34 protein-coding genes and 4 pseudogenes are annotated in these 24,195 nt (G+C 34.5%); 22 read left to right on the forward strand and 16 right to left on the reverse strand.

Annotated features, from left to right (window positions below; translation table 11 throughout):
- The first annotated feature begins 411 nt into the window (after window positions 1-411).
- Window positions 412-588 (forward strand): hypothetical protein, encoded by a 177-nt coding sequence (locus C511_RS18020; RefSeq protein ID WP_154657510.1) that lies wholly within the window; start codon window positions 412-414, stop codon window positions 586-588.
- An 89-nt stretch (window positions 589-677) separates the two neighbouring features.
- Window positions 678-1,160, forward strand: coding sequence for a hypothetical protein (locus C511_RS0115655; RefSeq protein WP_034782745.1), 483 nt, complete (start codon window positions 678-680; stop codon window positions 1,158-1,160).
- 30 nt (window positions 1,161-1,190) lie between these two features.
- Here the strand turns inward: C511_RS0115655 and C511_RS18025 are convergent, their stop codons facing one another.
- A complete protein-coding gene (locus C511_RS18025) occupies window positions 1,191-1,355 on the reverse strand; it encodes a transcriptional regulator (protein ID WP_148297784.1) in 165 nt (54 codons plus the stop codon).
- A gap of 648 nt (window positions 1,356-2,003) precedes the next feature.
- On the opposite strand from C511_RS18025, the gene C511_RS0115670 reads away from it, so the two are divergent.
- Together C511_RS0115670 and C511_RS17355 are read left to right on the forward strand one after the other, a co-directional pair.
- On the forward strand, window positions 2,004-2,402 hold the full coding sequence (locus C511_RS0115670; protein ID WP_024997685.1) for a hypothetical protein: 399 nt from the start codon (window positions 2,004-2,006) through the stop codon (window positions 2,400-2,402).
- 365 nt (window positions 2,403-2,767) lie between these two features.
- Window positions 2,768-3,007, forward strand: coding sequence for a hypothetical protein (locus tag C511_RS17355; RefSeq protein ID WP_024997684.1), 240 nt, complete (start codon window positions 2,768-2,770; stop codon window positions 3,005-3,007).
- Here the strand turns inward: C511_RS17355 and C511_RS0115680 are convergent.
- The 8 genes from C511_RS0115680 to C511_RS18030 form a co-directional block, all read right to left on the reverse strand.
- Window positions 2,982-3,401, reverse strand: coding sequence for a hypothetical protein (locus tag C511_RS0115680; protein ID WP_024997683.1), 420 nt, complete (start codon window positions 3,399-3,401; stop codon window positions 2,982-2,984). The genes C511_RS17355 and C511_RS0115680 overlap by 26 nt on opposite strands.
- A 337-nt stretch (window positions 3,402-3,738) precedes the next feature.
- The gene (locus C511_RS0115685) at window positions 3,739-3,918 is read right to left on the reverse strand and encodes a hypothetical protein (protein ID WP_024997682.1); all 180 of its coding nucleotides are present in this window, start codon (window positions 3,916-3,918) and stop codon (window positions 3,739-3,741) included.
- A gap of 8 nt (window positions 3,919-3,926) precedes the next feature.
- On the reverse strand, window positions 3,927-4,205 hold the full coding sequence (locus tag C511_RS0115690) for an RHS repeat-associated core domain-containing protein (RefSeq protein ID WP_024997681.1): 279 nt from the start codon (window positions 4,203-4,205) through the stop codon (window positions 3,927-3,929).
- Window positions 4,206-5,242: 1,037 nt separating this feature from the next.
- Window positions 5,243-5,680, reverse strand: a complete 438-nt coding sequence (locus tag C511_RS0115700) for a hypothetical protein (RefSeq protein WP_027318383.1) — start codon at window positions 5,678-5,680, stop codon at window positions 5,243-5,245.
- A 14-nt stretch (window positions 5,681-5,694) separates the two neighbouring features.
- Complete coding sequence (locus C511_RS0115705; RefSeq protein WP_024997678.1) at window positions 5,695-5,895, reverse strand: hypothetical protein; 201 nt, start codon at window positions 5,893-5,895, stop codon at window positions 5,695-5,697.
- A 5-nt stretch (window positions 5,896-5,900) separates the two neighbouring features.
- Window positions 5,901-6,140 carry a hypothetical protein gene (locus C511_RS0115710; RefSeq protein WP_024997677.1) on the reverse strand — a complete coding sequence of 80 codons (240 nt, stop codon included), beginning with the start codon at window positions 6,138-6,140 and terminating at the stop codon, window positions 5,901-5,903.
- A gap of 287 nt (window positions 6,141-6,427) precedes the next feature.
- Complete coding sequence (locus C511_RS0115720) at window positions 6,428-6,637, reverse strand: hypothetical protein (RefSeq protein ID WP_024997675.1); 210 nt, start codon at window positions 6,635-6,637, stop codon at window positions 6,428-6,430.
- A 118-nt stretch (window positions 6,638-6,755) separates the two neighbouring features.
- Window positions 6,756-6,947 carry a hypothetical protein gene (locus C511_RS18030; RefSeq protein ID WP_148297783.1) on the reverse strand — a complete coding sequence of 64 codons (192 nt, stop codon included), beginning with the start codon at window positions 6,945-6,947 and terminating at the stop codon, window positions 6,756-6,758.
- Between the two features lie 666 nt (window positions 6,948-7,613).
- On the opposite strand from C511_RS18030, the gene C511_RS0115730 reads away from it, so the two are divergent.
- The 3 genes and pseudogenes from C511_RS0115730 to C511_RS17645 all read left to right on the forward strand — a co-directional run.
- Window positions 7,614-8,156, forward strand: coding sequence for a hypothetical protein (locus tag C511_RS0115730; protein ID WP_148297782.1), 543 nt, complete (start codon window positions 7,614-7,616; stop codon window positions 8,154-8,156).
- A 359-nt stretch (window positions 8,157-8,515) separates the two neighbouring features.
- Window positions 8,516-9,150: pseudogene (locus C511_RS17090) on the forward strand (IS4 family transposase); the annotation flags it as partial.
- Window positions 9,151-9,193: 43 nt separating this feature from the next.
- Window positions 9,194-9,439: pseudogene (locus tag C511_RS17645) on the forward strand (VapE domain-containing protein); the annotation flags it as partial.
- A 171-nt stretch (window positions 9,440-9,610) separates the two neighbouring features.
- Here C511_RS17645 and C511_RS18100 read toward each other — a convergent pair.
- The 4 genes and pseudogenes from C511_RS18100 to C511_RS18470 form a co-directional block, all read right to left on the reverse strand.
- Window positions 9,611-9,873 (reverse strand): annotated as a pseudogene (locus C511_RS18100) (IS4 family transposase); the annotation flags it as partial.
- Window positions 9,874-10,056: 183 nt separating this feature from the next.
- On the reverse strand, window positions 10,057-10,599 hold the full coding sequence (locus C511_RS0115750) for a hypothetical protein (RefSeq protein ID WP_024997670.1): 543 nt from the start codon (window positions 10,597-10,599) through the stop codon (window positions 10,057-10,059).
- Window positions 10,600-10,794: 195 nt separating this feature from the next.
- On the reverse strand, window positions 10,795-11,007 hold the full coding sequence (locus C511_RS0115755) for a hypothetical protein (RefSeq protein ID WP_024997669.1): 213 nt from the start codon (window positions 11,005-11,007) through the stop codon (window positions 10,795-10,797).
- Between the two features lie 399 nt (window positions 11,008-11,406).
- Window positions 11,407-11,532, reverse strand: a complete 126-nt coding sequence (locus C511_RS18470) for a hypothetical protein (protein ID WP_262482348.1) — start codon at window positions 11,530-11,532, stop codon at window positions 11,407-11,409.
- A 495-nt stretch (window positions 11,533-12,027) separates the two neighbouring features.
- Between C511_RS18470 and C511_RS18615 the strand changes: the two genes are divergently transcribed.
- From C511_RS18615 to C511_RS0115845, 15 genes are all read left to right on the forward strand, one after another.
- The gene (locus C511_RS18615; RefSeq protein ID WP_081698333.1) at window positions 12,028-12,219 is read left to right on the forward strand and encodes an HNH/ENDO VII family nuclease; all 192 of its coding nucleotides are present in this window, start codon (window positions 12,028-12,030) and stop codon (window positions 12,217-12,219) included.
- Between the two features lie 44 nt (window positions 12,220-12,263).
- Entirely contained in the window at window positions 12,264-12,803 is a 540-nt protein-coding gene (locus C511_RS17095) for an SMI1/KNR4 family protein (RefSeq protein WP_024997668.1), read from the forward strand.
- Window positions 12,804-12,918: 115 nt separating this feature from the next.
- Window positions 12,919-13,419, forward strand: coding sequence for a hypothetical protein (locus C511_RS0115775; protein ID WP_034782751.1), 501 nt, complete (start codon window positions 12,919-12,921; stop codon window positions 13,417-13,419).
- 184 nt (window positions 13,420-13,603) lie between these two features.
- The gene (locus tag C511_RS17365) at window positions 13,604-14,587 is read left to right on the forward strand and encodes an RHS repeat domain-containing protein (protein ID WP_244877247.1); all 984 of its coding nucleotides are present in this window, start codon (window positions 13,604-13,606) and stop codon (window positions 14,585-14,587) included.
- Between the two features lie 50 nt (window positions 14,588-14,637).
- A complete protein-coding gene (locus tag C511_RS0115785; RefSeq protein WP_027318386.1) occupies window positions 14,638-15,333 on the forward strand; it encodes a hypothetical protein in 696 nt (231 codons plus the stop codon).
- A 119-nt stretch (window positions 15,334-15,452) separates the two neighbouring features.
- Window positions 15,453-15,932 (forward strand): RDD family protein, encoded by a 480-nt coding sequence (locus C511_RS0115790; RefSeq protein WP_024997745.1) that lies wholly within the window; start codon window positions 15,453-15,455, stop codon window positions 15,930-15,932.
- A gap of 287 nt (window positions 15,933-16,219) precedes the next feature.
- Window positions 16,220-16,528, forward strand: coding sequence for a hypothetical protein (locus C511_RS18385; RefSeq protein WP_024997744.1), 309 nt, complete (start codon window positions 16,220-16,222; stop codon window positions 16,526-16,528).
- Between the two features lie 187 nt (window positions 16,529-16,715).
- Window positions 16,716-17,057, forward strand: coding sequence for an RHS repeat-associated core domain-containing protein (locus C511_RS18390; protein WP_024997743.1), 342 nt, complete (start codon window positions 16,716-16,718; stop codon window positions 17,055-17,057).
- 319 nt (window positions 17,058-17,376) lie between these two features.
- On the forward strand, window positions 17,377-17,754 hold the full coding sequence (locus C511_RS0115810; protein ID WP_154657511.1) for a hypothetical protein: 378 nt from the start codon (window positions 17,377-17,379) through the stop codon (window positions 17,752-17,754).
- A gap of 4 nt (window positions 17,755-17,758) precedes the next feature.
- Window positions 17,759-18,250, forward strand: a complete 492-nt coding sequence (locus C511_RS0115815) for an RDD family protein (RefSeq protein ID WP_024997742.1) — start codon at window positions 17,759-17,761, stop codon at window positions 18,248-18,250.
- Between the two features lie 113 nt (window positions 18,251-18,363).
- Window positions 18,364-18,576, forward strand: coding sequence for a hypothetical protein (locus C511_RS17110; RefSeq protein WP_024997741.1), 213 nt, complete (start codon window positions 18,364-18,366; stop codon window positions 18,574-18,576).
- 88 nt (window positions 18,577-18,664) lie between these two features.
- A complete protein-coding gene (locus C511_RS0115825) occupies window positions 18,665-19,330 on the forward strand; it encodes a hypothetical protein (protein ID WP_034782758.1) in 666 nt (221 codons plus the stop codon).
- A 117-nt stretch (window positions 19,331-19,447) separates the two neighbouring features.
- A complete protein-coding gene (locus tag C511_RS0115830; RefSeq protein WP_154657512.1) occupies window positions 19,448-20,017 on the forward strand; it encodes a hypothetical protein in 570 nt (189 codons plus the stop codon).
- Window positions 20,018-20,963: 946 nt separating this feature from the next.
- Entirely contained in the window at window positions 20,964-21,578 is a 615-nt protein-coding gene (locus C511_RS17375) for an RHS repeat domain-containing protein (protein ID WP_051260551.1), read from the forward strand.
- Window positions 21,579-21,660: 82 nt separating this feature from the next.
- The gene (locus C511_RS0115845; protein WP_024997736.1) at window positions 21,661-22,344 is read left to right on the forward strand and encodes a hypothetical protein; all 684 of its coding nucleotides are present in this window, start codon (window positions 21,661-21,663) and stop codon (window positions 22,342-22,344) included.
- 911 nt (window positions 22,345-23,255) lie between these two features.
- Here C511_RS0115845 and C511_RS18395 read toward each other — a convergent pair.
- The 3 genes and pseudogenes from C511_RS18395 to C511_RS18105 form a co-directional block, all read right to left on the reverse strand.
- Window positions 23,256-23,429, reverse strand: coding sequence for a hypothetical protein (locus tag C511_RS18395; protein WP_244877248.1), 174 nt, complete (start codon window positions 23,427-23,429; stop codon window positions 23,256-23,258).
- A gap of 6 nt (window positions 23,430-23,435) precedes the next feature.
- Window positions 23,436-23,633: pseudogene (locus C511_RS18400) on the reverse strand (RHS repeat-associated core domain-containing protein); the annotation flags it as partial.
- Between the two features lie 238 nt (window positions 23,634-23,871).
- Window positions 23,872-24,195, reverse strand: a 324-nt coding sequence (locus C511_RS18105) for a hypothetical protein (RefSeq protein ID WP_027318389.1), incomplete at its 5' end; no start/stop codon positions are given.

Consider the following 24,195-nt stretch of genomic DNA (forward strand, 5'->3'; position numbering starts at 1 on the left):
ATATGCATTCCGAAGGTTATGGCTATCAGCTTGGCAATGTCTTGTTTTGCTTGGCTAGTCCATTCTTCCAACATTTCCGTATGAATTGGTATCTGAAACTAGCTATTTCAATCCGGGAATAATGGTTCTTACTATAATGATACTTATGCCGGCAATCAGTTGGTGGAAACTAAAGACACAGGTTCGGTTGTGACTCTCTCAATCGATGGATTTTAAGCATAATGCCAACCTTGCAACAGAATACCTTTGCGATAAAAATGACAACCTGATAAAAGATTATAATAAAAGTATAAGCGAAATCTTATATAATGTATTAAATTTGCTACGGACGTTTAAGATTTCTTCTATCGCGAATACACACACGTATGCAGTCGACGGACGGGAATTGAAAACGGCACATGCTATTTTTACTTGACGGATTATTGGGGTAATAATCGTGTGACTGATAGTGACAGTATTGTTCAGAGTAATCATCATTATCCGTTCGGGATGTCTTTTGTTGAGGGTTTCGCTACAAGCCAGCAACTTTACAAGTACAACGCTAAGGGACTGGATACGGAAGACTCAATCTTTATGATTATTCGGTAACTTTCTTGATGGCTCAGGCACACGGATGCAACTCCTGCAAATTAACCTATATAGCCAAATTGGTACACACCCTAAATAATATAAGGCTTATGAAATATTTAATAGGAATGTTTTTAATACTAAGTTCATGTACAATGAGCAAAGAACTAAATACCGTAAAATACAGTCCTAAGGCTCATTTAAAATATTTATTAGATGTGCCAAAAGGTTATGAAATTAAAGGATACGAAGTTACCGTAGAAAAAGAAAGGCGCTATGTTTATAAAGACTCATCTTTTGTCTATATCACAAATTTTAGGAAAACGCATAATTATGAAAACATAAAGAGTTTGGGGGATAGCGTTCTACAACTTAGATTTCAAAATGAAGAATTGACAAAACAAGTTAATGAGCTTTTAGAAAAAAAACAGGTTGCAGTTTTGCCAGACACTTTTGAATTATCCGGGGTGAATAGTAAATTACTGTTTTGGAAGGATGTTAAAATTGGAAGGGTAAGTATCGGATATGATAATGTTCCAAAGGAAAAGAAAGAACTCTTTGATAAATCTTTGAAAACTCTTAAAATGAAATAGCATAAAAGCCCCAGCAATCAGGCTTTTTGCTTATACTGCAGCGATATTTTTCTGAAAGGAATATTTTATAAGCGTTATGTTAATCATTGAAAATATAATGCCTTTATGCTTTTTGTCGAGTTCCTGGATAAGCCTCATTTGCTCACTGGTGGTCTTATCTTCAATCATAATCTCTTTAGGCACTTCGCCTTCCATGTATATAATGGCGTCAATAGAAACACCGTAAATCTTGGCCGGTTTGTCTAACAGTTTTGCAGAAACTTCACGCTACCTGTTCTCAATTTTGTTGTAATGGGAAATCCCCCAATCCAATCTCAATGACTACCTGTTTTTGCTGTAACCCTTTGTTTTTCCCTGAAGCGCTTTATATTATCGGCTAAACTCATATAGTCAATGTTTTTATAACGTTTCAAAGATAGCCATTAAGTCAATAAACATCCAAATAGTCATAAATATATTTGCAGAATAGTCAATTTGTATTTAATTTTGCGATGTATACATTGGCAATGTTTTTTTGACTATGGAAATAAGTGAGATTAAACAACGGCTATCAATGGCAACCGTGTTGCAGTGTTACGGCCTTAAACCCGACAAGCATAAACGTGTCTGTTGCTCGTTCCACGACGATAAGTCCCTGAACATGCCGGTTTATTACAAGACCTAAATGGCATACTGCTTTAACCCCAATTGCAAGACCCACGGCAAAAACTTTGATGTTATTGTTTTTATCATGCACAAAGAGATCCAGCAGAATCACAACGCCATTTTAAAAGCAGACTGTTTGGCAATGGCCTAATGTTGCTCAATAGGATTCAAATGTAATAAAAGTTGTAATTTTTATAGATGATGAAAAACGATAATATGAATGATAACTGTAGTATCCGTATTTTTGGCAAGAAAATTTCTTCTCACAATTTTTTTGCACTAATATTATGTACTATAATTGGTGTTTTTATGATATGCACTACTCTATATAGAAATAAAAAACTTTCCACTAATACAGATGTTGTAGCTGCTAAAATAATTGATATTAACCAAGTCCATAATGGGATAGGATTGTGGGGATATGAAATGAAATATACATTTTATCTTAATGATAAAATGTATACTGGGACACATTCTATTCAAAAAAAAGAACTAGACATAATCCATGTTGGAGATTGCATAGAAATAATAGTAAGTTTAGATAATAAGAAAGTCCAAAAATGGAACAAATCAAAAGGTCTTTTAAATTGTCAATAAATTTACAGTCAGCTTTTACGAGACTTTCTTTAGGGATAACTTAATTAAGCTTTGTTGAATCTGCCGCTCTAATGCTTGAAGAAAATGTAAAAAAATAGATATAGATGGTAATTAAAATGTTTCTGTTCTTCTTGTAAAAGATCGTTCTCGAAATGGATATGGGATTGCGGTTGTAACTGATAGATATGGTAATGAAGTTTATAGATTTAGTGTTAGAGCAGAAGGCTCAGGAGGAAGGAATCGGATGAGTAAAAATGCTGATACTTTTTTAGGGACTTACGATATACCCGATAAAAGTTCATGGTTGACAGAAGGTCGTCGACGATCTTATGGTCCTAATGCTTCACCGTTGTCAGTCTTCCCGCATGGCTGGCTATCTTTTAGACGAAACCGATCAGGAAAATATCTTAAGAGATCCCGAGATGCTTGAAAGGCTCAACGAAATTGATAAAATGGACAAGGAAGACAAAAGCAAAAGCCACATCCTTTATGCTATCGATGCCTTTATTAAAAGTACAAAACTCAAAAATATTGCTTTTTACCAAGTAGTCAAAACTTCTTGTTCTATTGGAATGAACTTCATATTGTTCGTATCAACCTTATAGGACATAGGTAAATTAAACTCGCATGTTTTCCTGCCGTTACTGCTAACTTGCAAATAGATGAATTGAAGACACGATCAAGTATTTTATTCTTTTTTATCTTTTGCTTTTTTCTCTTTTGAAGCTCGTTTTCTTGAACATCATAATCAAACGTTTCAATGAAAGCATGAAATTTATATGCCTCAGATGTTTTGTGTATCAAAAGTACTTTTTTATCAATACTAAAAACAAGACAAGTTATATCTTCTGATTCAACACCAAGCACCTTTTCGATGGCATTATTAGCACGTGCAACACTAACAGAATCGACGGATGCTAGCTTTTGCGTTATCTCTGTTTGTGCATAAGCAACTGCAGAAAACAAAAAGCAACCTAAATATGTAAATACCTTTTTCATTATCTATAGCTTGGTAATATACTTGGTCCAACTACTGGGGTCATTGGTCCATGATCTTTGCCTGTTCTTTGAATAAGACGACTTCACATTACTCTCAATGTCAAGTTCTATAACCTAATTGCATCGGGATGTTGATTAGCATCACCCCTACCTGTAGCTAACGAACGACCATGACCAAAATTTTCATGAAAACTAGTGCCTGCTCTGCCTCCAGGATTAGCAACAAGTATATTAGTGCTTGTATTTAAGTAATCATTAGCACTTTTCCCTCCTTTCACTATTAATGCGTATGAGCCATTTTCAGTCTTCTTTGTTTGAGACCCAATTAATCCGGCTGTTATCGTCCATCCGTTTTATCAAAAGCAGCTTTTAGTTCAGGTGATGCCATACTCATATCTGGCAGTACATCACTTGCCGCAGCATATTCAACTTCATGTACATCGTCTAAGTTAATTGTATTTGAAACGATTTCAATCAATGCCTTATCATTATCGGTTAAACCTTTGGCACCTTTCAAATAACTAGCTAAAGCCCTAGAGTCAATTTTGTTAAAAGTATTTCCGTTTCCTTTTTTGGGGTTTTTGTAATTAAACTTTTAAATCCAGAAAATTTATCATCGGCAAAAACGGTGTTAATATCTTCGTGCATTTTGTTTGCATCATCTTTACTAACTCCTTTCAGTTGCATGCCATCTGGGTCTATAAACAATATTGGGTTATTAGCACAGTAAGCGTAAGGTGAGATAGAGTAATACTTCTCCGCCATGGGATCCTCAGTACTAAACCGTCTCAATGCAGGGTCCATGTACCTAGCCGAATAATCATAAAGATTGAGTCTTCTATTATAGTAAAGAGTTCGACTAAAAAGAGGAAAAGCAACGGACTTGATTCAAGAACGGATATTATAGGCATACGAACAGGTTAGAACGGATTGCTTATTCTTTTTGTTCGTTTTAAGACGACCTAGTTCGTCGTAGGTATTTTCTGCCAGTGTCACTTTACTACCCGTATTAAGTTTATGTTTTACCGTTGTCAGTCTTCACGCGTGATTGTTTTTTTTGATGCCGCCCGACCAAGTGGTTCTGTGATTTGGTTTGAATCACACGCCCGCGATTATCGTAGTAGATTACACTGCAAAGATAAGAGGGAATGGAATGGGCATTCGTGAGGCATAGAAGGGTAATGCCCGATAAGGAAAATCATCATAAAAGAACCGTTATTACCGGATTGAAATAGCTAGTTTCACAGACGAATTCATACGGAACGATGTGCATATGACATCAACGCCCGGCGATTTACCGGACGTTGATTGTACCAGATTTGAAATACATCAATCCATTTTTTCATTGCAATTTCAATATCATGATAAAATAGAGATGTTATTTCTCGCAGGGTTTTGAACAATACGTTTTTAGTTTATGGTTGATGGTTCATTTCGCTGTGCAACCTTTTCAATTAAAAGAAAAAAATATCAAACAAAGATCGATTTTCAAAAAAACATGATAAATAATTTGAAATTTAGCTTTCAAGTTTCACTAACTGTTTTTGGGGGATTGCAAGGTGTCTTATTGTGTGTCATATTTACTTTTTGCCTAGCCGATCTTAGGGATATAATTCTCCCTGTAGTCGCATAAAAAAAATGAGAATAAAAAGATTTCTCTGAAGAATTACGGAGTTTCTCATTTTTCAAAAGCAAAATATCTTAGAGAAGACTGCAAGGAATGTAATGAACAAGCAGGAGGGTGTGTCAAAACTAAGCGTTTAATTCACCCTCTTCTGTTTAGAAGTTATTTTTGCTGAGAACAGTAATATATCTAAATATTACAATACTAATTTTTTAGATCAATTTGCTTCTACCTTATAAAACTTCTGTTTGTCAATTATTAAATAATTATCCCCAATCTTGATATTCGCAATAGCTTTTATTGATGGGTTTAATTTCACAATAGATATTTTGCTACCTTCAATCGACCAAGAATCGTTTAGAGTGCTTGTTTCACTACGACACAATTGACCTCCAACAGCTTTCTTGATATATGTTACTGAAAAAAATATTTTTCCATTCTTTATTGCATATTCACCGCCAAAAGCTGTTATAGGATTTAAACCATCGTATCCGTTTATTGTATATTCGAAGGTTTTATCTGTAAAGTGATACCCACCAAGATACGCGTCGGACACATTTTGTGTTTTTTCCTGCCAAAAGCCATTTGAAATTTGAGAAAAACTAAATTGTGTTGCTATGAAAAATACAACCGCAGAAATAAATACTCTTTTCATATCGTCTATTTTTTTTATTCTACTACCGTTGCGCTTGGAAGCACATTAGGTAATAAAATGAAATACTCTTTAGGTTTGTTCTTGTTGATGGCTCTATTTAAAGAAACAAAACCTGTATGTTGAGCAGTTCCAATATTGGCAATTTTACCGTCATCCAAATTAGCCCCAACACTAAATGTTGCAATATGACCACTCTTATTGGAATCAGGATTCATATAGGTTACCAAGGAGAGTCCTCAGTTTTGTGCCTTTTTGCTGCTTCTGATTCGTTAACCTTCAAATAATTTTCATTTTTACCACTCGAGAGTGTTTTTGCCATATCATTTATCCTCCCATTAACCACAATTGAGGTCTTGTTTTCCAATGCTGAGTCTACTGTTTTCATAACATTTCGTGTTGTTTGAGTACAGCGAGTTTCATTGTTCCCTTCTGCATTTTGCTGTAATACAGGATTTTCCATGTTTAATTGTTATTGTTCCTGAATTGCATTTGTCAAATTCACCACTTTGGGATCACTTGAATTTTCATTACGTCCTTTGAATTCGTAATGTGGATCAGTACCTTTTCCGATCTGCTGAAAAACTGCAGATGAACCATCATAAACATGCTTAACTAAATCTCCATTTCTATCTTCAAAGTCAGTTAACACATTCCTGTTGGATCAATAAATATCACAGGATTCCCAGCTCAATAAACATAAGGTGAAACATTCTGATATTTCTCCATCATAATTACCCAAATGATCTGTCAGGTAAAAATAGTATGTGCCGTTTTTAATATTCCTCCGTCGGCCACATACGTATATGTATTCGTGGCAGAAGAAATCTTGAGCGTCTGCGGCAAATTTAATACATTATATGATATTTCGGTTATACTTTTATTATAATCTTTTATCAGGTTGCCATTTTTATCGTAAAGATATTCTGTTGCAAGATTGGCATTGTTCTTAAAATCCATCTATTGAGAGAGAGTCACCCCGGAACCTGTTTCTTCTGTCTTCACCAGTTTATTGCTGGCATAAGTATCATTATAGTAAAGAGTTCGACTAAAAAAGAGGGGAAGTAACGGACTTGATTCAAGAACGGATATTATAGGCATACGAACAGCTTACAACGGATTGCTTATTCTTTTTGTTCGTTTTAAGACGACCTAGTTCGTCGTAGGTATTATCGTAAAGATACAGATAAGCATAGTTTCTAAGGACAGAAGAGGATAAATTGCTCCATGAAGTGCCACTTTTCATTCCATCGGATGCCAAAAATCTCATATAATGTATTAAATTTGCCCCAGAGTATTGCAATTAGTAACAGGCTGGGACAGGCAACGAATACGTACGCGTATGCTACCGATGGTAGTAAACTGCGGACGTTGCAACAATGAAGCAGCAGGAATAGTAAGCAGACGGACTATGTTGGCATGTGATCTATGAAAGTGCAAATGGAACTGGAGCACCTCTCAAAAGAATCCTAGTTGATGATGGTTATATAGGAGGTGATGCTTATTACTTCTATCTGACTGATCATTTGGGCAAAAACCATGTGATTACAAGTGCCAGTGGTAGTATTGTTCTGAGTAATCATTATTATCCGTTCGGTATGCCGTTTGCTGAGGGTATTACTGCAAGTCAACAACCTTACAAGTACAATGATTCTACAAAAGATTTTTCAATAACTTTTAATCTAGATAGATTCGATAAGATTACGGGTATACAGCACAAGAAATCGAACGAACTTATAAAACAGTTTATAAAGATAAACCTAAATGGTTGAAAATAGCATTAGATTATTTGTCTGAATAACATTCTTAAATTGTATTGATTATGAAATATTTTGTATTAGACTACAATAAGGCAGCTGTAGGATAAAGTGGAGAAGCTTGTAAAAGTAATTATGATCTTAGCTTTTCTTGTAATAAATGTGGAACAGGCTCTGTTTTGCAAGGGCAATTAAGGACAGCAAGATTGCCCAAAGTCAGCAAAGATTTTTTTGCTACTTTAGATGATGATTACATCATATCTGAACGTTTGTATAATTGTTTAAAAGAGGAAAAAGTTAAATTGGGAGAATTAAATCGAATTCTCAATTATAGAAATATAGAACTTCCTTTTTATCATCTATATTCGACTTTGACATTACCACCTGCGACAAAAAAAGAGGGTCTCACAGTTGAGGGACAATGTTCTGAATGCAAACGTAATGGTTATTTTAATACTGCCATATTTGCTCCTTCTGGGAGTAATGTACCTACAAAAATACTTCCTTACGATTTACATTATCAACCTTTTGATATGGATATTTTTAGCCTGGCTGATTTTGCCTTTACTTGGGAATGTATGGGCTTATCCAATCTGAAAGCGCATGGGAATTTTGTGGTGAGGTATGCAAGGCCATTATTGGTTGTTAGTGAAAAATTTAAGTCAATACTTGAAAAATTGAAAATTAAAGGATTAGAATTTGAACAAATAATTATTGATTAAGTTGCTGTAGTTGTTTTAATTTTAGTAACTATTACTGTCTCGTTAAGGTGAATAAATCGTTCTTTGAAATGATTGAAATACAGTCTGTTATATACTATCTTCTGTTCGCAACGATTTGAAATCCTAACTTTGAGGTCGATAAAAATGATCTCAAATCAACCAAGATAAATACGTTTTCGCTTAGTTAGTAGAATTCTTGAAAAATGATAAATTCAGAAGACTCGTAGACAGGTACGCTACATTTCCTTGGGCGAAGTTCCGTAAGAGAAAAGCTGGGGTTAAAGCTCATGTCCTTTATGACATAGAAGCACAGGTCCCTGTTTTTTATACAGTAACTACAGTATCCCAAACATGATTCAACTGCAATGTCTACAATTAATTATGAGCCAAATGCCTATTATATATTCGACAGAGCATATGACTCGTTTAAGGAACTTTATCGGATTCATCTTACAGGTTCTTTCTTTGTAGTCAGAGTGAACAAATCTAAAGTGCAAGTTCTGTAAATGGAAGCGTAAAATGCCCAAGAATATCCTTTCGGATGTGGAAGTGAAACTGATTGGGTACATCTCTGAAAAGAAGTATCCTGAATCATTCAGGGTCATTTGCTTCTATGATGAAGAGAATGATCGTGAATTTACTTTCTTGACAAATGCCAAACACATATCTGCACTTGATATTGCCAATCTTTATAAAAAAAGATGGCTCGTGGAACTGTTCTTTAAATGGTTAAAACAGTACCTCAAGATAAAAAGGTTCTGGGGGTACCACAGAGAATGCAGTGCGAATACAGATCAGTATAGCTATCATCACCTATTGCTTGGTAGCTATCGTCCAACATGATATGCAGCTGAACCGTTCAACATATGAGGTCTTACAAATTCTGAGCATCTCACTGACGGATAAAACACCTTTACAAGATCTGTTCAATAAGACTAATTTCTATGAAGTCAAAGAGCAACTTAATCCCTTTTTTTCGGGATGGTTTAATTAATTATTAATTCGTCCCGATTTTAACGGGATACTAATGTTTAGTAATATTAAAAAAACCTTGCACCAAGACCCGTCTTTCTCACGCCAGTGCTGTGCAAAAACTTCGCCATTACGCCTCGTTCATCGGTACCAGCAACCATAAAGACCTGCTCACCGACATATCAGGCAGTCGTCGTTTCGCCTGCATCGAAGTAACCGCATCGATCAACATGAGTCACCCCATCCATTACGAACGACTCTATTCCCAAGCCATAATCTCCCTTTATAGCGGCGAACGCTACTGGTTCGACAGCAATAATGGTGGGGCGTTGTATTATGTTTTTTAAGAAAAAAGAAGCAAATTAAAAATTGAGTATAAAAACAGCAAGATTGATTAGCTGGTTTGATAGAAAAACTGATGAACTTGTTGCCGAATAAAATATAGATAATGTCACTAGTATCTCATTAAAATTGGGACGTTATTAAAAATCAAATAAATTTGGACCATTAAGGTCGCATCTCTCTTTGTTATTTTGAAAATTAGTTTTATTAAATAGATCTTTCAAATGGTTCTTATCCGTTAGTGTTATACTTAAAATTTGAAGAATTTCGTATGTATTTTTGTTGATTTTCATATTATATTGAATGATTGCAACCAGACAATATGTCATATAGCAACATCGATTTGGATTCTAACCGCATTCTCAGTAGTTCCCCAGAACTTCTTGACTTTAAGATGATGCTTTTGTGCCTTTCGCAAGGTTGCTTAAATAACCCAGTAAAGAATAAAGACATGTAAAATATTATTATCCCTATAAATAAATATGATAGTTTAGTTTTCATAGTCAATCTTTAATTTTATTTTTTGCTCTTGATAATTAAAATTATAATCGACTATCGCTACGCTTGATACATTGCCAGTTTCATCTCAATCATATAAAAAATTTTGAAAATTATCATTCTTCCAATAATAACTAAATGATATACTTTCACTAGCCCAATCTACACTAATTCCATCATGTTTAATATTTATTTTACCTTTAGAAGTCTGCCAATATCCTTTCTTTTCTACTGAAATAAAAACATCTATCAAATTCTCATTTAAGTTGAATATATTTACTCTATGTATGGAGAAGGAGTGCATGTTATCTGACAAAAAAACTACAAGTAAAATTTCTTTGTAGTTTTTAGATAATAAAATTATTGCATAATCTTTTTTTGAGTCTCCATTAAAGTCAGAGAAAGCAAATCTAGGTGTTGATATGTGATCATATGATTTCCATTCATCAATGAATTGATTTTCATTGGGGACAGAATACTCACTCAAAGAATCTTTTATAAAATTTTTAATTGAATTTGGCAAAAAATCATCGTCTAATTTCTTTGCATTTACGGTGTTTGAGATCGATAGATCACAAAATGATAATGTCATCAAAGATAAAAAAGTCATTTTTTTTAATAGAGTGTTCATTTTCGAAGCCTTTTAGATGTTAAATATCCATGATTTTTATATCTTTTAATAGGTTTTCCATTCACTGTTAGATTTCCACAAACTCCTTTCCGAGGCGAGATATAATTATTTGCAACTCCCCATTCCTTTAATGATTACTCTGAACAATACTGCCACTGGCAATGGCTATCACACGATTATTACCCAAATGATCCGTCAGGTAAAAATAATATGTGCCGTTTCCAATTTCCTTCCGTCGGCTGCATACGTATATGTATTCGTGGCAGAAGAAATCTTCAACGCCTGCGACAAATTTAATACATTATATGAAATTTCGATTATTCTTTTATTATAATCTTTTGTCAAGTTGCCATTTTTATCGTAAATGAATTCTTTTGTTTTGTTCTCTCCCGCAACGCTCCAGCTCATGGCAGAGATGTTACCGTTATAACGAGGGGTGTTGCCCGATTATAGTAAAGAGTCTGACTAAAAAGAGGAGAAGCAACGGACTTCATTCAAAAACGGATGTTATAGGCATACGAGCTGGTCAGAGCGGATTACCCATTCTTTTGTTCGTTTTAAGACGTTCTAGTTCGCCGTAGGTATTTTCTGTCAGTGTCACTTCAATGCCCATATATGAGTTTTATGTTTCACCGTTGTCAGTCTTCCTGTGTGATCGTTTATTTTCGATGTCGCCCGATAAGTGGTTCTGTGATTTGGTTTGAATCACACGTCCGCGATTACCGTAGTACATTACACTGCAAAGATAAGAGGGGATGGAACTGCCTTCCAGCCTGGCTGTCAGACTGCCTGTCGGGAATCCAGAATCTAGTTGGCTTTGCAGCGATTACGGCTACCGTAAAGATACAGATAAGCATAGTTTCTAAGGACATAGAAGGAGGTATTGCTCCATGAAGTGCCGCTTTTCATTCCATCGAATGCCAAAAATATCATATTAATGTATTAAATTTGCCGCAGACGTTGAAGATTTCTTCTGCCACGAATACATATACGTATGCAGCCGACGGAAGGAAATTGAAAACGGTGCTCGGTGGTAGTAAAACAACTGATTAAGTTTGTGTGATTACTCAGCTAGGTTGATGGATCCTGCATTGGGATGGTTTAAGATGGTGGATTCATTGGCGGAGAAGTACTATTTATAGATGACGTCGATCCTAATTCGCTTGCACCGACGATTAGTAGTAGTTCTTCTGCATCTAATGAATCTCATTATAATATTGGACAAGTTATAGGACACGTGGCAGCAGGTCTTGTAGGGCAGCAACAACTATTGATGGTGGAAAAATATGGTAGCTGGAGCTGGTTCTGAAACGGTCGTTTTGGTACCTGCTGGTGCAGCGGTAGAGGCAGAATACGAAATTATGATTATGTCTAAAGTCGCAAAAATATTGGGAGCGTAGGAGAAATCAAAATAAAATCTGAAATAAAATAAACAGAAAAAAACTAAATCCTCCTACTAAACCTGGTAATGCTCCAACGTTCAAAAAAGATGGAAAACCAGTAGAAATTCATCATGAAGGACAAAATCCTAAGGGACCATTTAAAGAAATGCATCCAAATCAACATAGAGGCAAAGGAAATGATGCTATAAATCATTCAAACAAAAATAAACCAAATTAAATAGATAGAAAAGAGCTTAATAAAGCAAAAAAAGTATTGGAAAAATGAATATGGAAACAAATAATTACAAGCTTGTGATCGAAAATATTATCATGGAATTGAAAAAAATCTCTGATAATATTGTAACATTAAATCCACCTATTAACCCAATATTAATTGTTGGATTTGAAAAAAAATATCAGTTGGAATTACCTAATGATTATAAGTACCTATTGAGTCAATCTAACGGTATTAATTTAATGGGTGATGAAGTATTAGGTATCACTTTTTCAAATTATGGATATGACCTAACGAGTACTTATGAATTTGAACATTTTAATGTTCAAATTCCTCAATTTGACTACTTAATACCTTTTTCGCCAGATGGAGGAGGTAATTTTTATTGTTTTGATACAAGTAAAAGAACAAATAACGGAAACTCATGTGAAATTGTTTTTTGGTGTTCTAATTATGAGTATTCGGAAACTGATGAGCCGGAAATTACACACGATAATTTATCTGATTTTATTAGCGAATGTATTATCGGTTGGACGTTGGAAAATTATAATTATGACGGAAGCAGAAAAGTTCTTGGTAATGGGTAATGCTTCAAATTTGGTGATACCAAATTAAAAGTTTGATTGTCAAAAATAATTACAAATATTAGGCGTAAAGGCAGAGGTATATTCCTTATCGGTTATTACCCTTGTAAGCTCCACTGTGCTGAACGTCAGCTACTATGATGACTATGCTTTTATGGGCGCTAATGGTATACCGGCTTTTACGGATGCAAACTTCAAATACGATGCCGAAACAGGTTACGACACCCGTTATACAATTGCCAAAACCTTTTTGACAGGCACCCTGACAGCCAAGCTGGAAGGCAATTCCACTCCCTCTTATCTTTGCAGTGTAATGTACTTCGATCACGCAGGAAGACTGACAACGGTGAAACATAAACTCAATACTGACAGTATAGTAACACTGGCAGAAAATACCTACAACGAACTGGGACGTCTTAAAACGAACAAAAAGAATAAGCAATCTGCTCTGACCAGTTCGTATGCCTATAACATCCGTTCCTGGATGAAGTCCGTTGCTTCCCCTCTTTTTAGTCAGACTCTTTACTATAATGATACTTATGCGGGCAATCCCCCTCGTTATAACGGTAACATCTCTGCCATGAGCTGGAGCGTTGCGGGAGAGAACAGAACAAGATAATTCCTTTACGATAAAAATGGCAACCTGATAAAAAAAATATAATAAAAGCATAACCGAAATCTCATATAATGTATTAAATTTGCCGCAGACGTTTAAGATTTTTTTGCCGCGAATGCATATATATATATGCAGCCAACAGAGGAAAATTGAAAACAGCACATACTATTTTTACCAGACGGATCATTTGGGTAATAATCGTGTGATAGCCAGTGCCGGTGGCAATCTTGTTCAGAGTAATCATTATTATCCGTTCGGGATGTCTTTTGCTGAGGGTTCCGCAACCAGCCAGCAACCTTACAAGTACAACGGTAAGGAACTGGATACCGAAAGAGGACTTAATCTTTATGATTATTCTGCAAGATTGATGGATCCTGCTTTGGGACGGTTTAGTACTGTGGATCCATTGGCGGAGAAGTACTATTGGATCAGCCCATATGCGTATTGTGCTGGTAACCCTGTGAATGCAATAGATCCAGACGGTTGTAGTACATGGGTAATGACTAATTCAGATGGAACTTACGGAGTTGTGGGAGGTGATTTGAATGATAAAGATAAAAACATATATACATATAGTATTAAGGATGGTAACTTAGTCCGAGGAGAATCAATCGGTACAACAACTTCTATGACCTCATTTTATAATAGTGATAAGGATAATGGAAAAGGAAAAGAAAAAGGAGGTTGGGCAAGTGGAAGCGTAATAAATCCCAATGATAAAAGTGGAGATAATTTTTTAGGGAATATGTTTAGAAATACACCTCCAATGTTTGATGGCTATATGGCAAACGCAGGAAATGGTGGTAAATATGACTTTAAAGTAACTAATGGAGAGGATAAGCCAATAAGTGGAATTGATATATATAGAGGTATGCCTGTAGGGAAAAATGCAAATGGTCAAACTATCTATACTTCTGCAAGGGATGTTGGAAATATGGCGGCAGGTTTTGTTGCTGGGGCAAATGGAATGGCATGGGGAGAGTCTCGTATAGCCTTTGATGCTTATCAATCGAAAAAAAGTGGTCGTCCAGATATTGAAGGAATCTCCACTAGAAATGCAGAGTATTACGGTTGGAGAATAGGTGCTTCAAATTCTACTCCAAATGATAAAATTCGACAATTTGGAAGATCTATTACTAGAGGTTTAAAGAAATTGTGGGAGTCTTTCTAATTTACAAATACAACAATGTCCTATGATGTTGTTATAAATTGAAACATAAAATGAAACAAAGTATTGTGATTATATTGACATGTATTTTATTTTTTTGCTGTAGAAGTATAACGGAAAATAAAGATGAATTTTCTGAACTTTACAGGCAACGATTACCGAACAGTAGCAAAATTATATATTATTTTAGTTATTGGGGATCATTTGTAACCTCTCGTAATTATACTGGTTATTCCATTCTTGATTCAACAGAGACTTTTACAATTGATAGGATTAAGAAGATTGAAGGAGATATTGCTTTATACAAAGATTCAAGAAATATAACTAGGACACTAATTTTATTCAATGGTGAGAATCATAAGATAGACAAGGATACAATTGTTATTGTTAATCATAAAGACAATGTGAGAATCTCAAAAGAAAATACTCCTGTTGATTTTGACCCAAATTTAGGTATCTCTTTTAGATATTTTTTTGAAGGGATTATTGACAAAGCTGATAGTATAACATTTTATGGTGTGAAAGAAGACTTCGGAAAACAACTTTCAGATAGAATAAGTTTTAAGAAAATTGGAATGTTTGTTGATCAGAAAGACAACATATTAAAACAAATAACATTTAGAAGGACTAAACTAATTAAAATTGATAATGAAATTAAAATTGGAACTGAAACATTAGAGTTCCTTCCTAAAGATACTATAATGACTTTTTCGTTACCTGATTACGGCTACTTTAAGAGAATAAAGTAACTCTGTTCACCCGTAGTATATAGTTCGGCATTTTTGTTCGATCAAGCAGGTGTTAACGTATTAGATGTGGCGATATTCAATTATTGGAATTTTATAGTTGAACAATTTAAATAAAGAAAATGAAAAATAAAATATTTGTGGCGTTCGTTATTGATCTGGCAATTGCTGTTATATTAGCTCTTCTAGTTTATATGATATTAAATTGTCTGAATGTAAAAGTCATTTCTCCCATGATTTGCTATATTGCGTGGGTTGTATTGATTTGTAAAGATTGCTTCAGTGGTGTGAGTGTAGGAAAGCGTTTGGTCGGTATTCAAGTTGTAACTAGTAATAATATGCAAATAGCATCTCCTGTAAAATGCGTAATTAGAAATTTATTTTATTTCCTAACTTATATCGATATACTTGTTATGTTCTTTAATTCAAAAAATATGCGACTTGGAGATCGTGTCGCTCACACAGAAGTGACTTTACGTGATAAAACATTGCAAAAAGTGAAATTCTCTAAAGCTGTAGTTGCTATAGGATATGTTTTAGTAGGACTGATAATTGTGGAAATTATCTTGTATTTTCGTGCATCTTCCTTCGGCTTATTATAATAAACAAGATGTTGATATATTATTAAAGTAAATACCTTTTATAAACCGATAAGCATTAACGCCCGGCAAATCGCTGGGCGTTAATGCCCTATGCACATGGTGGAGTGTTTATTCTGCGGCTTCCCATTGTTCTTGTAAGCTCCGCGAGGTGAAATATAAGCTCAATACGGGTACTGCAGTGACATTGGCAGAAAATACCTACAACGAACTAGAACGTCTTAAAAACGAACAAAAAGAATAAGCAATCCGCTCTGATCAGTTCGTATGCCTATAACATCCGTTCCTGGATGAAGTCCGTTGCTTCCCCTCTTTTTAGTCAGACTCTTTACTGTAATGATGCTTATGCGGGCAATACCCCTCGTTATAACGGCAACATCTCTGCCATGAGCTGGAGCGTTTCGGGAGAGAACAAAACAAAAGAATTCATTTACGATAAAAATGGCAACCTGATAAAAGATTATAATAAAAGTATAACCGAAATCTCATATAATGTATTAAATTTGCCGCAGACGCTTAAGATTTCTTCTGCCACGCATACATATACGTATGCAGCCGACGGACGGAAATTGAAAACGGCGCATACTATTTTTATCTGACAGATCATTTGGGTAATAATCGTGTGATAGCCAGTGCCAGTGGAGGTACTGTTCAAAGTAATCATTATTATCCGTTCGGGATGTCTTTTGCTGAGGGTTTCGCAACCAGCCAGCAACCTTAGAAGACAACGGTAAGGAACAGGATACCGAAAGGGGCCTTAATCTTTATGATTATTCTGCCCGGTACATGGATCCTGTATTAGGAAGACTTAGTACTGTGGACCCGATGGGGGAGAAGTGTTATTCGATATCTCCGTATTTGTATTGCAATAATAATCCGATAAAGTATATTGACCCAACAGGGATGTTATTTAGTGATCCACCAAGAAACTACTTTCAAAACCTTTGGAGTTATTATAAGGAGGTATATAAATCCGTATCGGTCACTTTTAGTGCGGGACTCCAAGCTGGCGCGAGTACTAAAATTTCTAATAAAGAAGTTGGCGCACATTTAAATGTTATAAGTAGCGAACTTGGAATATTAAATGATGATGAGTTTTCAGTAAATTACACGTCAGTTAGATATTAATGTTGGTGGAGTTGGAATTAGCGTCACAAACGAAATTAAAGATAATAACAACGGAACCGCTACAAAAACAGAAACATGTAAAGTGCATGCTGCTATATTTGAAACTAAATTCAAGACAACAAGTGAATATATCGAAAGTAAAAATAATATACATGTTGAAGTATTAAAGAAAACTGAATTCATTGTATAGGATGCAACTTTATCTGTTAATGTACAAGTCTTTGTTGGTGCAGAAGTAACAGTCGATATTAGTAAAATTTGGAAGGCTTTTAAAGATTTAATCAAAAACACGTTTAATCCTGATTGAATATATATTATTATGTCTACAAGTATTCAAATGTATATAATGGCCGTCATACTTCTTAGCATGTCAGTACTTTCATTGATTGTCTTTCTAGCTATTGGCGATAGCGAAGCCTTGTTTACTGCTATTTGTTCTGCTTCAGGAGCTATTTGCATATTAGCTATTAGAGCAAACGTTTGGAATAAAAAGAAAATAATAAATATAAAGTCAGATCTTTATTTTTTGCTTAGTATTTTATTCCTAGGTATTTTAGAATGTTTATTCATTTATTTGTTTATTTACTCAGACGACAATAATTGGCTAGCGAAAATAGTTTTTTTTGCAAAATGGGGAAGATATTTTGTTCTTTTAATCCCCGTTTGGATAATCACTTTGTATAATTTAAAGAGATAATAATATGATTTTAAAACGTTTAATCGCATTTCTTATTGATTTATTGTTAATTGCAATTATTGTAAATATGTTCTTTTTTGCTACACAAACAGTTAAATCTCAACTTTTAGTGCAATTTCTTTCTGCGATGATGGTTACAATGCTATTATGTAAAGATTGCATAAACGGAAAGAGTGCAGGAAAAAGAATAATGAAAATAGAGATTGCCAATGAAAAAGAAGGTGAAAAGGTTTCTGCTGTAAGTTGTGTTGTGAGAAATATTTTCGTTGTTTTGTGGATTATTGAAATTCTTGTTCTTTTTATATCAAAAGAGAAACGAATTGGAGACTATGTTGCGAAAACTAAAGTAGTTAGCAACAGTAAAGTTGAAAAAATAAAACTTGACAAAAATGCTTTACTTACCATATTGCTTTGCTTTTGTATTATTTTCCTATTCATGTTTTTTGTATTTAAAATTTTCAGTTCTTCATCGTTTGAATTACTGTATTGGATATAAATCCATTGTTTAAAACAGATTACTTTTGAGAGCTTGCCTTTTAGATTTTTATAAAGGACAATTTTACTTTGTGCAATAGTGTTGTTCAGACTCATTATTATTATCCGTTCGGTATGTCTTTTACTGAGGGTTCTGCAACCAGCCAGCAACCTTACAAGTACCACGATAAGGAGTTGGATACGGAAAGAGGACTCAATCTTTATGATTATTCGGCTGGATATATGGATCCTGCTTTGGAACGGTTTAGTACGGTAGAACTGCATGCTAAAAAAATATTCTTGGTCTCCGTAGTGATAAATATGGCACATCTTCGACTAATCAATTAACGATAAGTAATAATAAGATGACTGGTTCCTATAATCATGGGGGTAGAAACTATAATTACACTATAACAACCGTAAGGAGGAGTAGATAATGAAAACATTTGTATGCGTATTACTTTGCTGTTTGTTTCTGACCAACTGCAAAGCGCAAAATTCTGATTTTAAATCTTATTTAGATAATTTTGGAATTACGAATATTCCACTCGTGATTAGAGATTGTCAAAGTTACCATTCTGTTTTTAATCAACGATACGACAGTATCTTTCATGAAACTTATAAAGAAATACCAGAAAATCTTGTTACAAAATATATCTTCACAAATGGATTTTGTAATTCGGATAGTGGTTACTTTAGATACGATTACGGTGTGAAGATTGCTTTAAGTAGTGACTTTATATCAGTGCTTGTGTCAAAATTACAATATGAAGGAGATTCTGAATGGAATTTTGATTTAGGCGAAACACTTCTCATTACCTATAACAATAAAGGGAAAATTTTGTCTCGTTTATCTTTGACTAAAGATAATGACAGGTGGCAGAGTTGTTTAAAGATAACTAAACAAGGAATTACTGTGCGACAAATAAAAATTACTGAGCCTAAAATAGACCAGTATCATCGTGATTTGCGTTGTGAATATTGGACTACTACTTACCAAATAGCTACCGATGGGATAATTAAGACTATTGATACGAGTCCGGTTTCTATCGGTATTGTTATTTGGGATAAAGTTAATGAGGAGTATATATTGAAAGAATGACGAGTTTTGCTAATATTTTTGTTATTTCTAACAATAGATTAGTAGGAACTCATATTAATAATGGTAAAACTATTGTTGTGACAAGTATTAGACCAACCCGATAAAATGAAAGTAAATATGTTACAGTATGTATTAAGATGTCTGTTTTTTGTTTGTTGCACTTTAATATTTGTCAACTGCAATGGACAAGTTTATAACAGGGATTTTGATTTGTTTTTGTTAAAATTTGCCAATTTTGAAATGCCAGCTAATCCTACTGAACTTTTAGCTGCAATAGAGAGAAAAGGTAATTTTGAGCAAAATAAAATATTAAGTAATGATTATGATAAGTTCATACGCGAAAAAGGAGATACTTATTGGGAGTTTAGCGATTTTTTTGAATATAATTTTATAGGCAAAAAGAAATTAGAGAACTGTTGGATTCTTCTTTATTATAGAGGGTTTCTTTGCGATGATGTAAACTTACAAAAAAGTGAATTTATTTTATCCACGTTTGCTTTAGATGGTAAAATAATTTCATCGTTACCTGTTGCGGGAGGCTATGGAGATATATTAACTTTTAACTCTGAAATATATTCTCCGGAGAAGATAGAGGTAAATTACACAAAATATTCAGAGAAAGGGGAAAAGAAATACTCAAAATACTATTGCATTCAAAAGGATGGTAAGATAGTATTGAAAAAATAGGTTACTGTACTTGTATAGAATAAACGTCCGGCCTCGCCGGGTGTTTATTCTATATGTATTTTCATTAAAAAATATTTAAAATTTTGGAGTTGCACATCCCGCAGGTCATGGCTATCCGGTTGGCAATGTCTTGTTTTGCTTGGCTAGTCCTACCTCTTAATTTTCATCACCTTATAAACTGTTCCCTAGCGAACTTGTGGTTACTGAAATGTTTTTTCAACGATTGCCCCAGTTTCATGGCTATTGCGGTGCTACACCTGAAGCCTCAATGTTTACGCTGAATGCGTTCCAACATTTCACAGCAAGTGAGTCCTTCAAACAATTCCGTGTGAATTGGTATGTGAAACTAGCTATTTCAATCCGGAATAACGGTTCTTATATGATGATTTTCCTTATCGGGCATTACTGACTGTGCTGAACGTCAATTCCACTCCCTCTTATCTTTGCAGTGTAATGACTATGATTATTGCGGGCGTGTGATTCAAATCAAATCACAGAACTGCCTGTCGGACGGCAACGAGAAGAAACGATCATGCGGGAAGACTGACAACAGTGAAACATAAATTCAATACGAGCAGTGAAGTGACACTGGCAGAAAAAACCTACGACGAACGAAGTCCGTTGCTTTCCCTCTTTTTAGTTAGATTTTCTACTATAATGATACTTATGCCGGCAATCAACTGGTAAAGACAGAAGATAGAGGATCAGTGGTGACTCTCTCTCAATCGATTGATTTTAAGAACAATGCCAACCTTGCAGCAGAATATCTTTATTATAAAAATGGCAACTTGATAAAAAAATATAATAAAAATATAACCGAAATCTCATACAATGTATTAAATTTGCCGCAGACGCTTAAGATTTCTTCTGCCACGAATACATACACGTATGCGGCCGACGGACGGAAATTGAAAACTGCGCATACTATTTTTACCTGACGGACCATTTGGGTAATAATCGTGTGATAGCCAGTGCCAGTACCAGTGGAAGTATTGTTCAGAGTAATCATTATTATCCGTTCGGGATGTCTTTTGCTGAGAGTTCCGCAACCAGCCAGCAACCTTACAAGTACAACGGTAAGGAATTGGATACAGAGAGAGGGCTTAATCTTTATGATTATTCTGCCCGGTACATGGATCCTGTTTTGGGGAGGTTTAATACTGTGGATCCGATGGCGGAGAAGTATTACTCTTGGTTTCCTTATATGTATGTTGGGAATAATCCAATAATACGAACTGATCAAACAAGAATGATATGGGATTATCCGAAGGAAGCAGAGAAATTTAAAAAGGATATTGATAAAAATATTACTTCGCTTAATAAAGATATAGCTAAAAATCAAGTTGAATTGGACAAAGGGGGATTAAGTGAAAAGCGAATAGCAAAACTCGAGAGTAAAATATCTGAAGCTAATGATCGGATCTCTAATCTGACTACTAGTAAAGGCGATATAGATAATCCTGGAGCAGATAAAGATAATATTTATGATTTAAGTAATATTCCTGGAGGCAACATAAGGTCAGACCAGGACGTGATGGGAGTAAATTTGTTTACCCCGTAATAAATCAATATTCTAGATATTTAATTAAATTTCAAAAAAGAATAAAAAGTTGTTTAATATTTCATAAATAATTCATTTATATATGAAAAGGCAGTGTTTTTTACTTGTATTTTTTATATCCAGTATATTTATTTCTTTTGCTCAAAATGAATTATCAGGATATTATTATTCAAAATCAGGTACCTATATTGAAATAAAAGATAATATGTTCAAACTAATTATGCCCAATAATGCTATAAATGGTTGGTATTCAAATGTAATGGCAGAAGGTATAATTAAGTGGGTTAGTACTTCCTTTATTGAATTAAATACGGATAAAGATTTTATGATTGAGGCAATTAAGAATATTGAAATTAGTCAGCTGATAGACTCAGTCGTTGCAGATAGCATTAAAGTGCGTTTTTTAATACCGTACCAAAGAAGCAAACTTAAAATTTCAATATCTACTAATAATTTTCGCACATTTGAATTAGATTATTCAGATAACAATAAGGAACTAAACATTCCTAGTGATGTTAAATCAATTTCATTTTATATTAGTCCTGATTACATACAAGCGCATACGTCAGATGGATTATTTTATGGGACAGTAGGTTTTGATTCAATGATAGAATATCAAGTAGAAAATTATGCTAACGTTCTTGAAATACAAATCCCATCTTTAAATGATTCTTTCTTTGAAACTTATTGTATAAAGGGGGATTATGCTCAAATTGTGAATGATTGTATAATTTGGAAAGGAGAAGTTTATAAAAAATCTAAATAACCAGTCAAATTTACACTTTTGAACTTTTAGGGTAGTTAGACTACTTGTGGAAGATGCTTACCAAGAAGAAGTTCAGAGAGTTATTCCAGAAGAATATGGCGGCATTGTAGGTTCATTTTTATAAAAAGTAAACCTGACTACTAACTGAAAATCAAACATCATAGTTTTCAGCTGCTTTGAGCAAAAAATCCCGTTAACCAACAAAGACCAACAGGATTTTTACTATTCAAGAGTTTTGGTTAGACAAAAACACTAACTTGCGGACAATCATTTTTCTTCTTGATTAGCTTTCAAATAATCATATGCTTTCCTAGCCAGTTTATACCCCAAATATATTCCAAGTAACATGAAAAATAGATAAGATAAGAGCAAAGGAATGTCCTCACTTATAAAAAAACGATATATAACTATCAAAAGAAAATATCCCCAAAAAAGACGATTCACTATTATATTTGAGTTATAATATAATTTATATACTAAGTCCTTATTTTTCATTTTTCTTTCTATTTAATATTTTGCAACCTATCAATATTAATAATAATATAAAAAAAATATACCATAGTGCCTATCTATTACTCCCAAATCTATGTAAGTGTCAAAAAACATTTTCTTGATAGAAAAAATCAATATTACATATACTGCTATTTTATTTATGTACCTCATTGGAATAAATCTAAAAATGATTGCCACCAACTGTTATTTTGTTGCGTCCTTTGCGGCTTAATTTCCGGTTGATTTAAAGGCTGTTGTGGCACTACTTCAGGTTGTGCACCTTCTGTTACAGATTCAACAGCTGCTCCACCAGTTCCTATTGCAGAGGATCCAATTGCTATTTTTGTTTATTTCCCCCATCATTAGGATCTCTTTTAGGAGCAGGATCTCCATTAGGCATAGTACCTTAGATATTAGTATCAATGCTTTTGGTGACATTCGCTTGTTCTTTTGTTTCGTTTATTTCCTGCATCCCTTTCTTGTTTACGCTGATTACTATATTCTGGAGAAACTGCAGTATTTTGATTTGCAATACTTTCAATCCCATTAAGCAATGATTGCTGTGCTTTTGCTGCTTGACCAGGACTTTTCATCGGGTTATTCATACAATAAGCGTACGGAATAATCGAGTAATATTTTTCCGCTATCGGGTCCACAGTATTGAACCTCCCCAATGCAGGATCCATATACCGAGCTGAGTAATCATACAAATTCAATCCTCTCTCTGTATCCAGTTCCTTACCGTTGTACTTGTAAGACTGGTGGCTGGTAGCGGACCCCTCAGTAAATGACATCCCGAAAGGATAATAATAATTACTCTAAACAATACTGCCACTGGCACTGGCAATCACACGATTATTACCCAAATGAAATAGTATGTGCCATTTTTAATTTTCCTCCGTCGGCCGCATACGTATATGTATTCGTGGCAGAAGAAATCTTTAGTGTCTGTGGCAAATTTAATACATTATATGAGATTTCGGTTATGCTTTTATTATAATCTTTTATCAGGTTGCCATTTTTATCGTAAAGGAATTATCTTGTTTTGTTCTCTCCCGAAACGCTCCAGATCATAGCAGATTGCTTATTCTTTTTATTCGTTTTAAGACGTCCCAGTTCGTCGTAGGTATTTTCTGTCAGTGTCACTATACTGTCCGTATTGAGTTTATGTTTCACCGTTGTCAGTCTTCCTGCGTGATCGAAGTACATTACACTGCAAAGATAAGATGGCGTGGAATTGCCTTCCAGTCTGGCTGTCAGGGTACCTGTCAAAAAGGTTTTGGCACTTGCCGTATAACGGGTATCGTAACCAGTTTCGGCATCGTATTTGAAGTTTGCATCCGTAGAAGCCGGTATGCC

The organism is Bacteroides graminisolvens DSM 19988 = JCM 15093, from assembly GCF_000428125.1.
GTDB classification, from domain to species: domain Bacteria; phylum Bacteroidota; class Bacteroidia; order Bacteroidales; family Bacteroidaceae; genus Bacteroides; species Bacteroides graminisolvens.

Excerpts from the sequence above, each read along its gene's own strand:
- C511_RS0115670 (WP_024997685.1), top strand. The coding sequence starts at position 2,004 with ATGATGAAAAACGATAATATGAATGATAACTGTAGTATCCGTATTTTT.
- C511_RS0115680 (WP_024997683.1), bottom strand. The coding sequence starts at position 3,401 with ATGAAAAAGGTATTTACATATTTAGGTTGCTTTTTGTTTTCTGCAGTT.
- C511_RS0115825 (WP_034782758.1), top strand. The coding sequence starts at position 18,665 with ATGAAAACATTTGTATGCGTATTACTTTGCTGTTTGTTTCTGACCAAC.
- C511_RS0115750 (WP_024997670.1), bottom strand. The coding sequence starts at position 10,599 with ATGAACACTCTATTAAAAAAAATGACTTTTTTATCTTTGATGACATTA.
- C511_RS0115720 (WP_024997675.1), bottom strand. The coding sequence starts at position 6,637 with ATGGATTTTAAGAACAATGCCAATCTTGCAACAGAATATCTTTACGAT.
- C511_RS0115755 (WP_024997669.1), bottom strand. The coding sequence starts at position 11,007 with ATGAGCTGGAGCGTTGCGGGAGAGAACAAAACAAAAGAATTCATTTAC.
- C511_RS17095 (WP_024997668.1), top strand. The coding sequence starts at position 12,264 with ATGAATATGGAAACAAATAATTACAAGCTTGTGATCGAAAATATTATC.
- C511_RS0115815 (WP_024997742.1), top strand. The coding sequence starts at position 17,759 with ATGATTTTAAAACGTTTAATCGCATTTCTTATTGATTTATTGTTAATT.
- C511_RS18385 (WP_024997744.1), top strand. The coding sequence starts at position 16,220 with ATGAAGTCCGTTGCTTCCCCTCTTTTTAGTCAGACTCTTTACTGTAAT.
- C511_RS0115845 (WP_024997736.1), top strand. The coding sequence starts at position 21,661 with ATGAAAAGGCAGTGTTTTTTACTTGTATTTTTTATATCCAGTATATTT.
- C511_RS0115790 (WP_024997745.1), top strand. The coding sequence starts at position 15,453 with ATGAAAAATAAAATATTTGTGGCGTTCGTTATTGATCTGGCAATTGCT.
- C511_RS18390 (WP_024997743.1), top strand. The coding sequence starts at position 16,716 with ATGGATCCTGTATTAGGAAGACTTAGTACTGTGGACCCGATGGGGGAG.
- C511_RS0115655 (WP_034782745.1), top strand. The coding sequence starts at position 678 with ATGAAATATTTAATAGGAATGTTTTTAATACTAAGTTCATGTACAATG.
- C511_RS0115785 (WP_027318386.1), top strand. The coding sequence starts at position 14,638 with ATGAAACAAAGTATTGTGATTATATTGACATGTATTTTATTTTTTTGC.
- C511_RS18025 (WP_148297784.1), bottom strand. The coding sequence starts at position 1,355 with ATGGAAGGCGAAGTGCCTAAAGAGATTATGATTGAAGATAAGACCACC.
- C511_RS17110 (WP_024997741.1), top strand. The coding sequence starts at position 18,364 with ATGTCTTTTACTGAGGGTTCTGCAACCAGCCAGCAACCTTACAAGTAC.
- C511_RS0115705 (WP_024997678.1), bottom strand. The coding sequence starts at position 5,895 with ATGAATCCTGATTCCAATAAGAGTGGTCATATTGCAACATTTAGTGTT.
- C511_RS0115690 (WP_024997681.1), bottom strand. The coding sequence starts at position 4,205 with ATGGACCCTGCATTGAGACGGTTTAGTACTGAGGATCCCATGGCGGAG.
- C511_RS0115710 (WP_024997677.1), bottom strand. The coding sequence starts at position 6,140 with ATGGAAAATCCTGTATTACAGCAAAATGCAGAAGGGAACAATGAAACT.
- C511_RS0115830 (WP_154657512.1), top strand. The coding sequence starts at position 19,448 with ATGTTACAGTATGTATTAAGATGTCTGTTTTTTGTTTGTTGCACTTTA.
- C511_RS18030 (WP_148297783.1), bottom strand. The coding sequence starts at position 6,947 with ATGAGATTTTTGGCATCCGATGGAATGAAAAGTGGCACTTCATGGAGC.
- C511_RS18470 (WP_262482348.1), bottom strand. The coding sequence starts at position 11,532 with ATGATATTTTTGGCATTCGATGGAATGAAAAGCGGCACTTCATGGAGC.
- C511_RS0115700 (WP_027318383.1), bottom strand. The coding sequence starts at position 5,680 with ATGAAAAGAGTATTTATTTCTGCGGTTGTATTTTTCATAGCAACACAA.
- C511_RS17355 (WP_024997684.1), top strand. The coding sequence starts at position 2,768 with ATGGCTGGCTATCTTTTAGACGAAACCGATCAGGAAAATATCTTAAGA.
- C511_RS18395 (WP_244877248.1), bottom strand. The coding sequence starts at position 23,429 with ATGAAAAGTCCTGGTCAAGCAGCAAAAGCACAGCAATCATTGCTTAAT.
- C511_RS0115810 (WP_154657511.1), top strand. The coding sequence starts at position 17,377 with ATGTCTACAAGTATTCAAATGTATATAATGGCCGTCATACTTCTTAGC.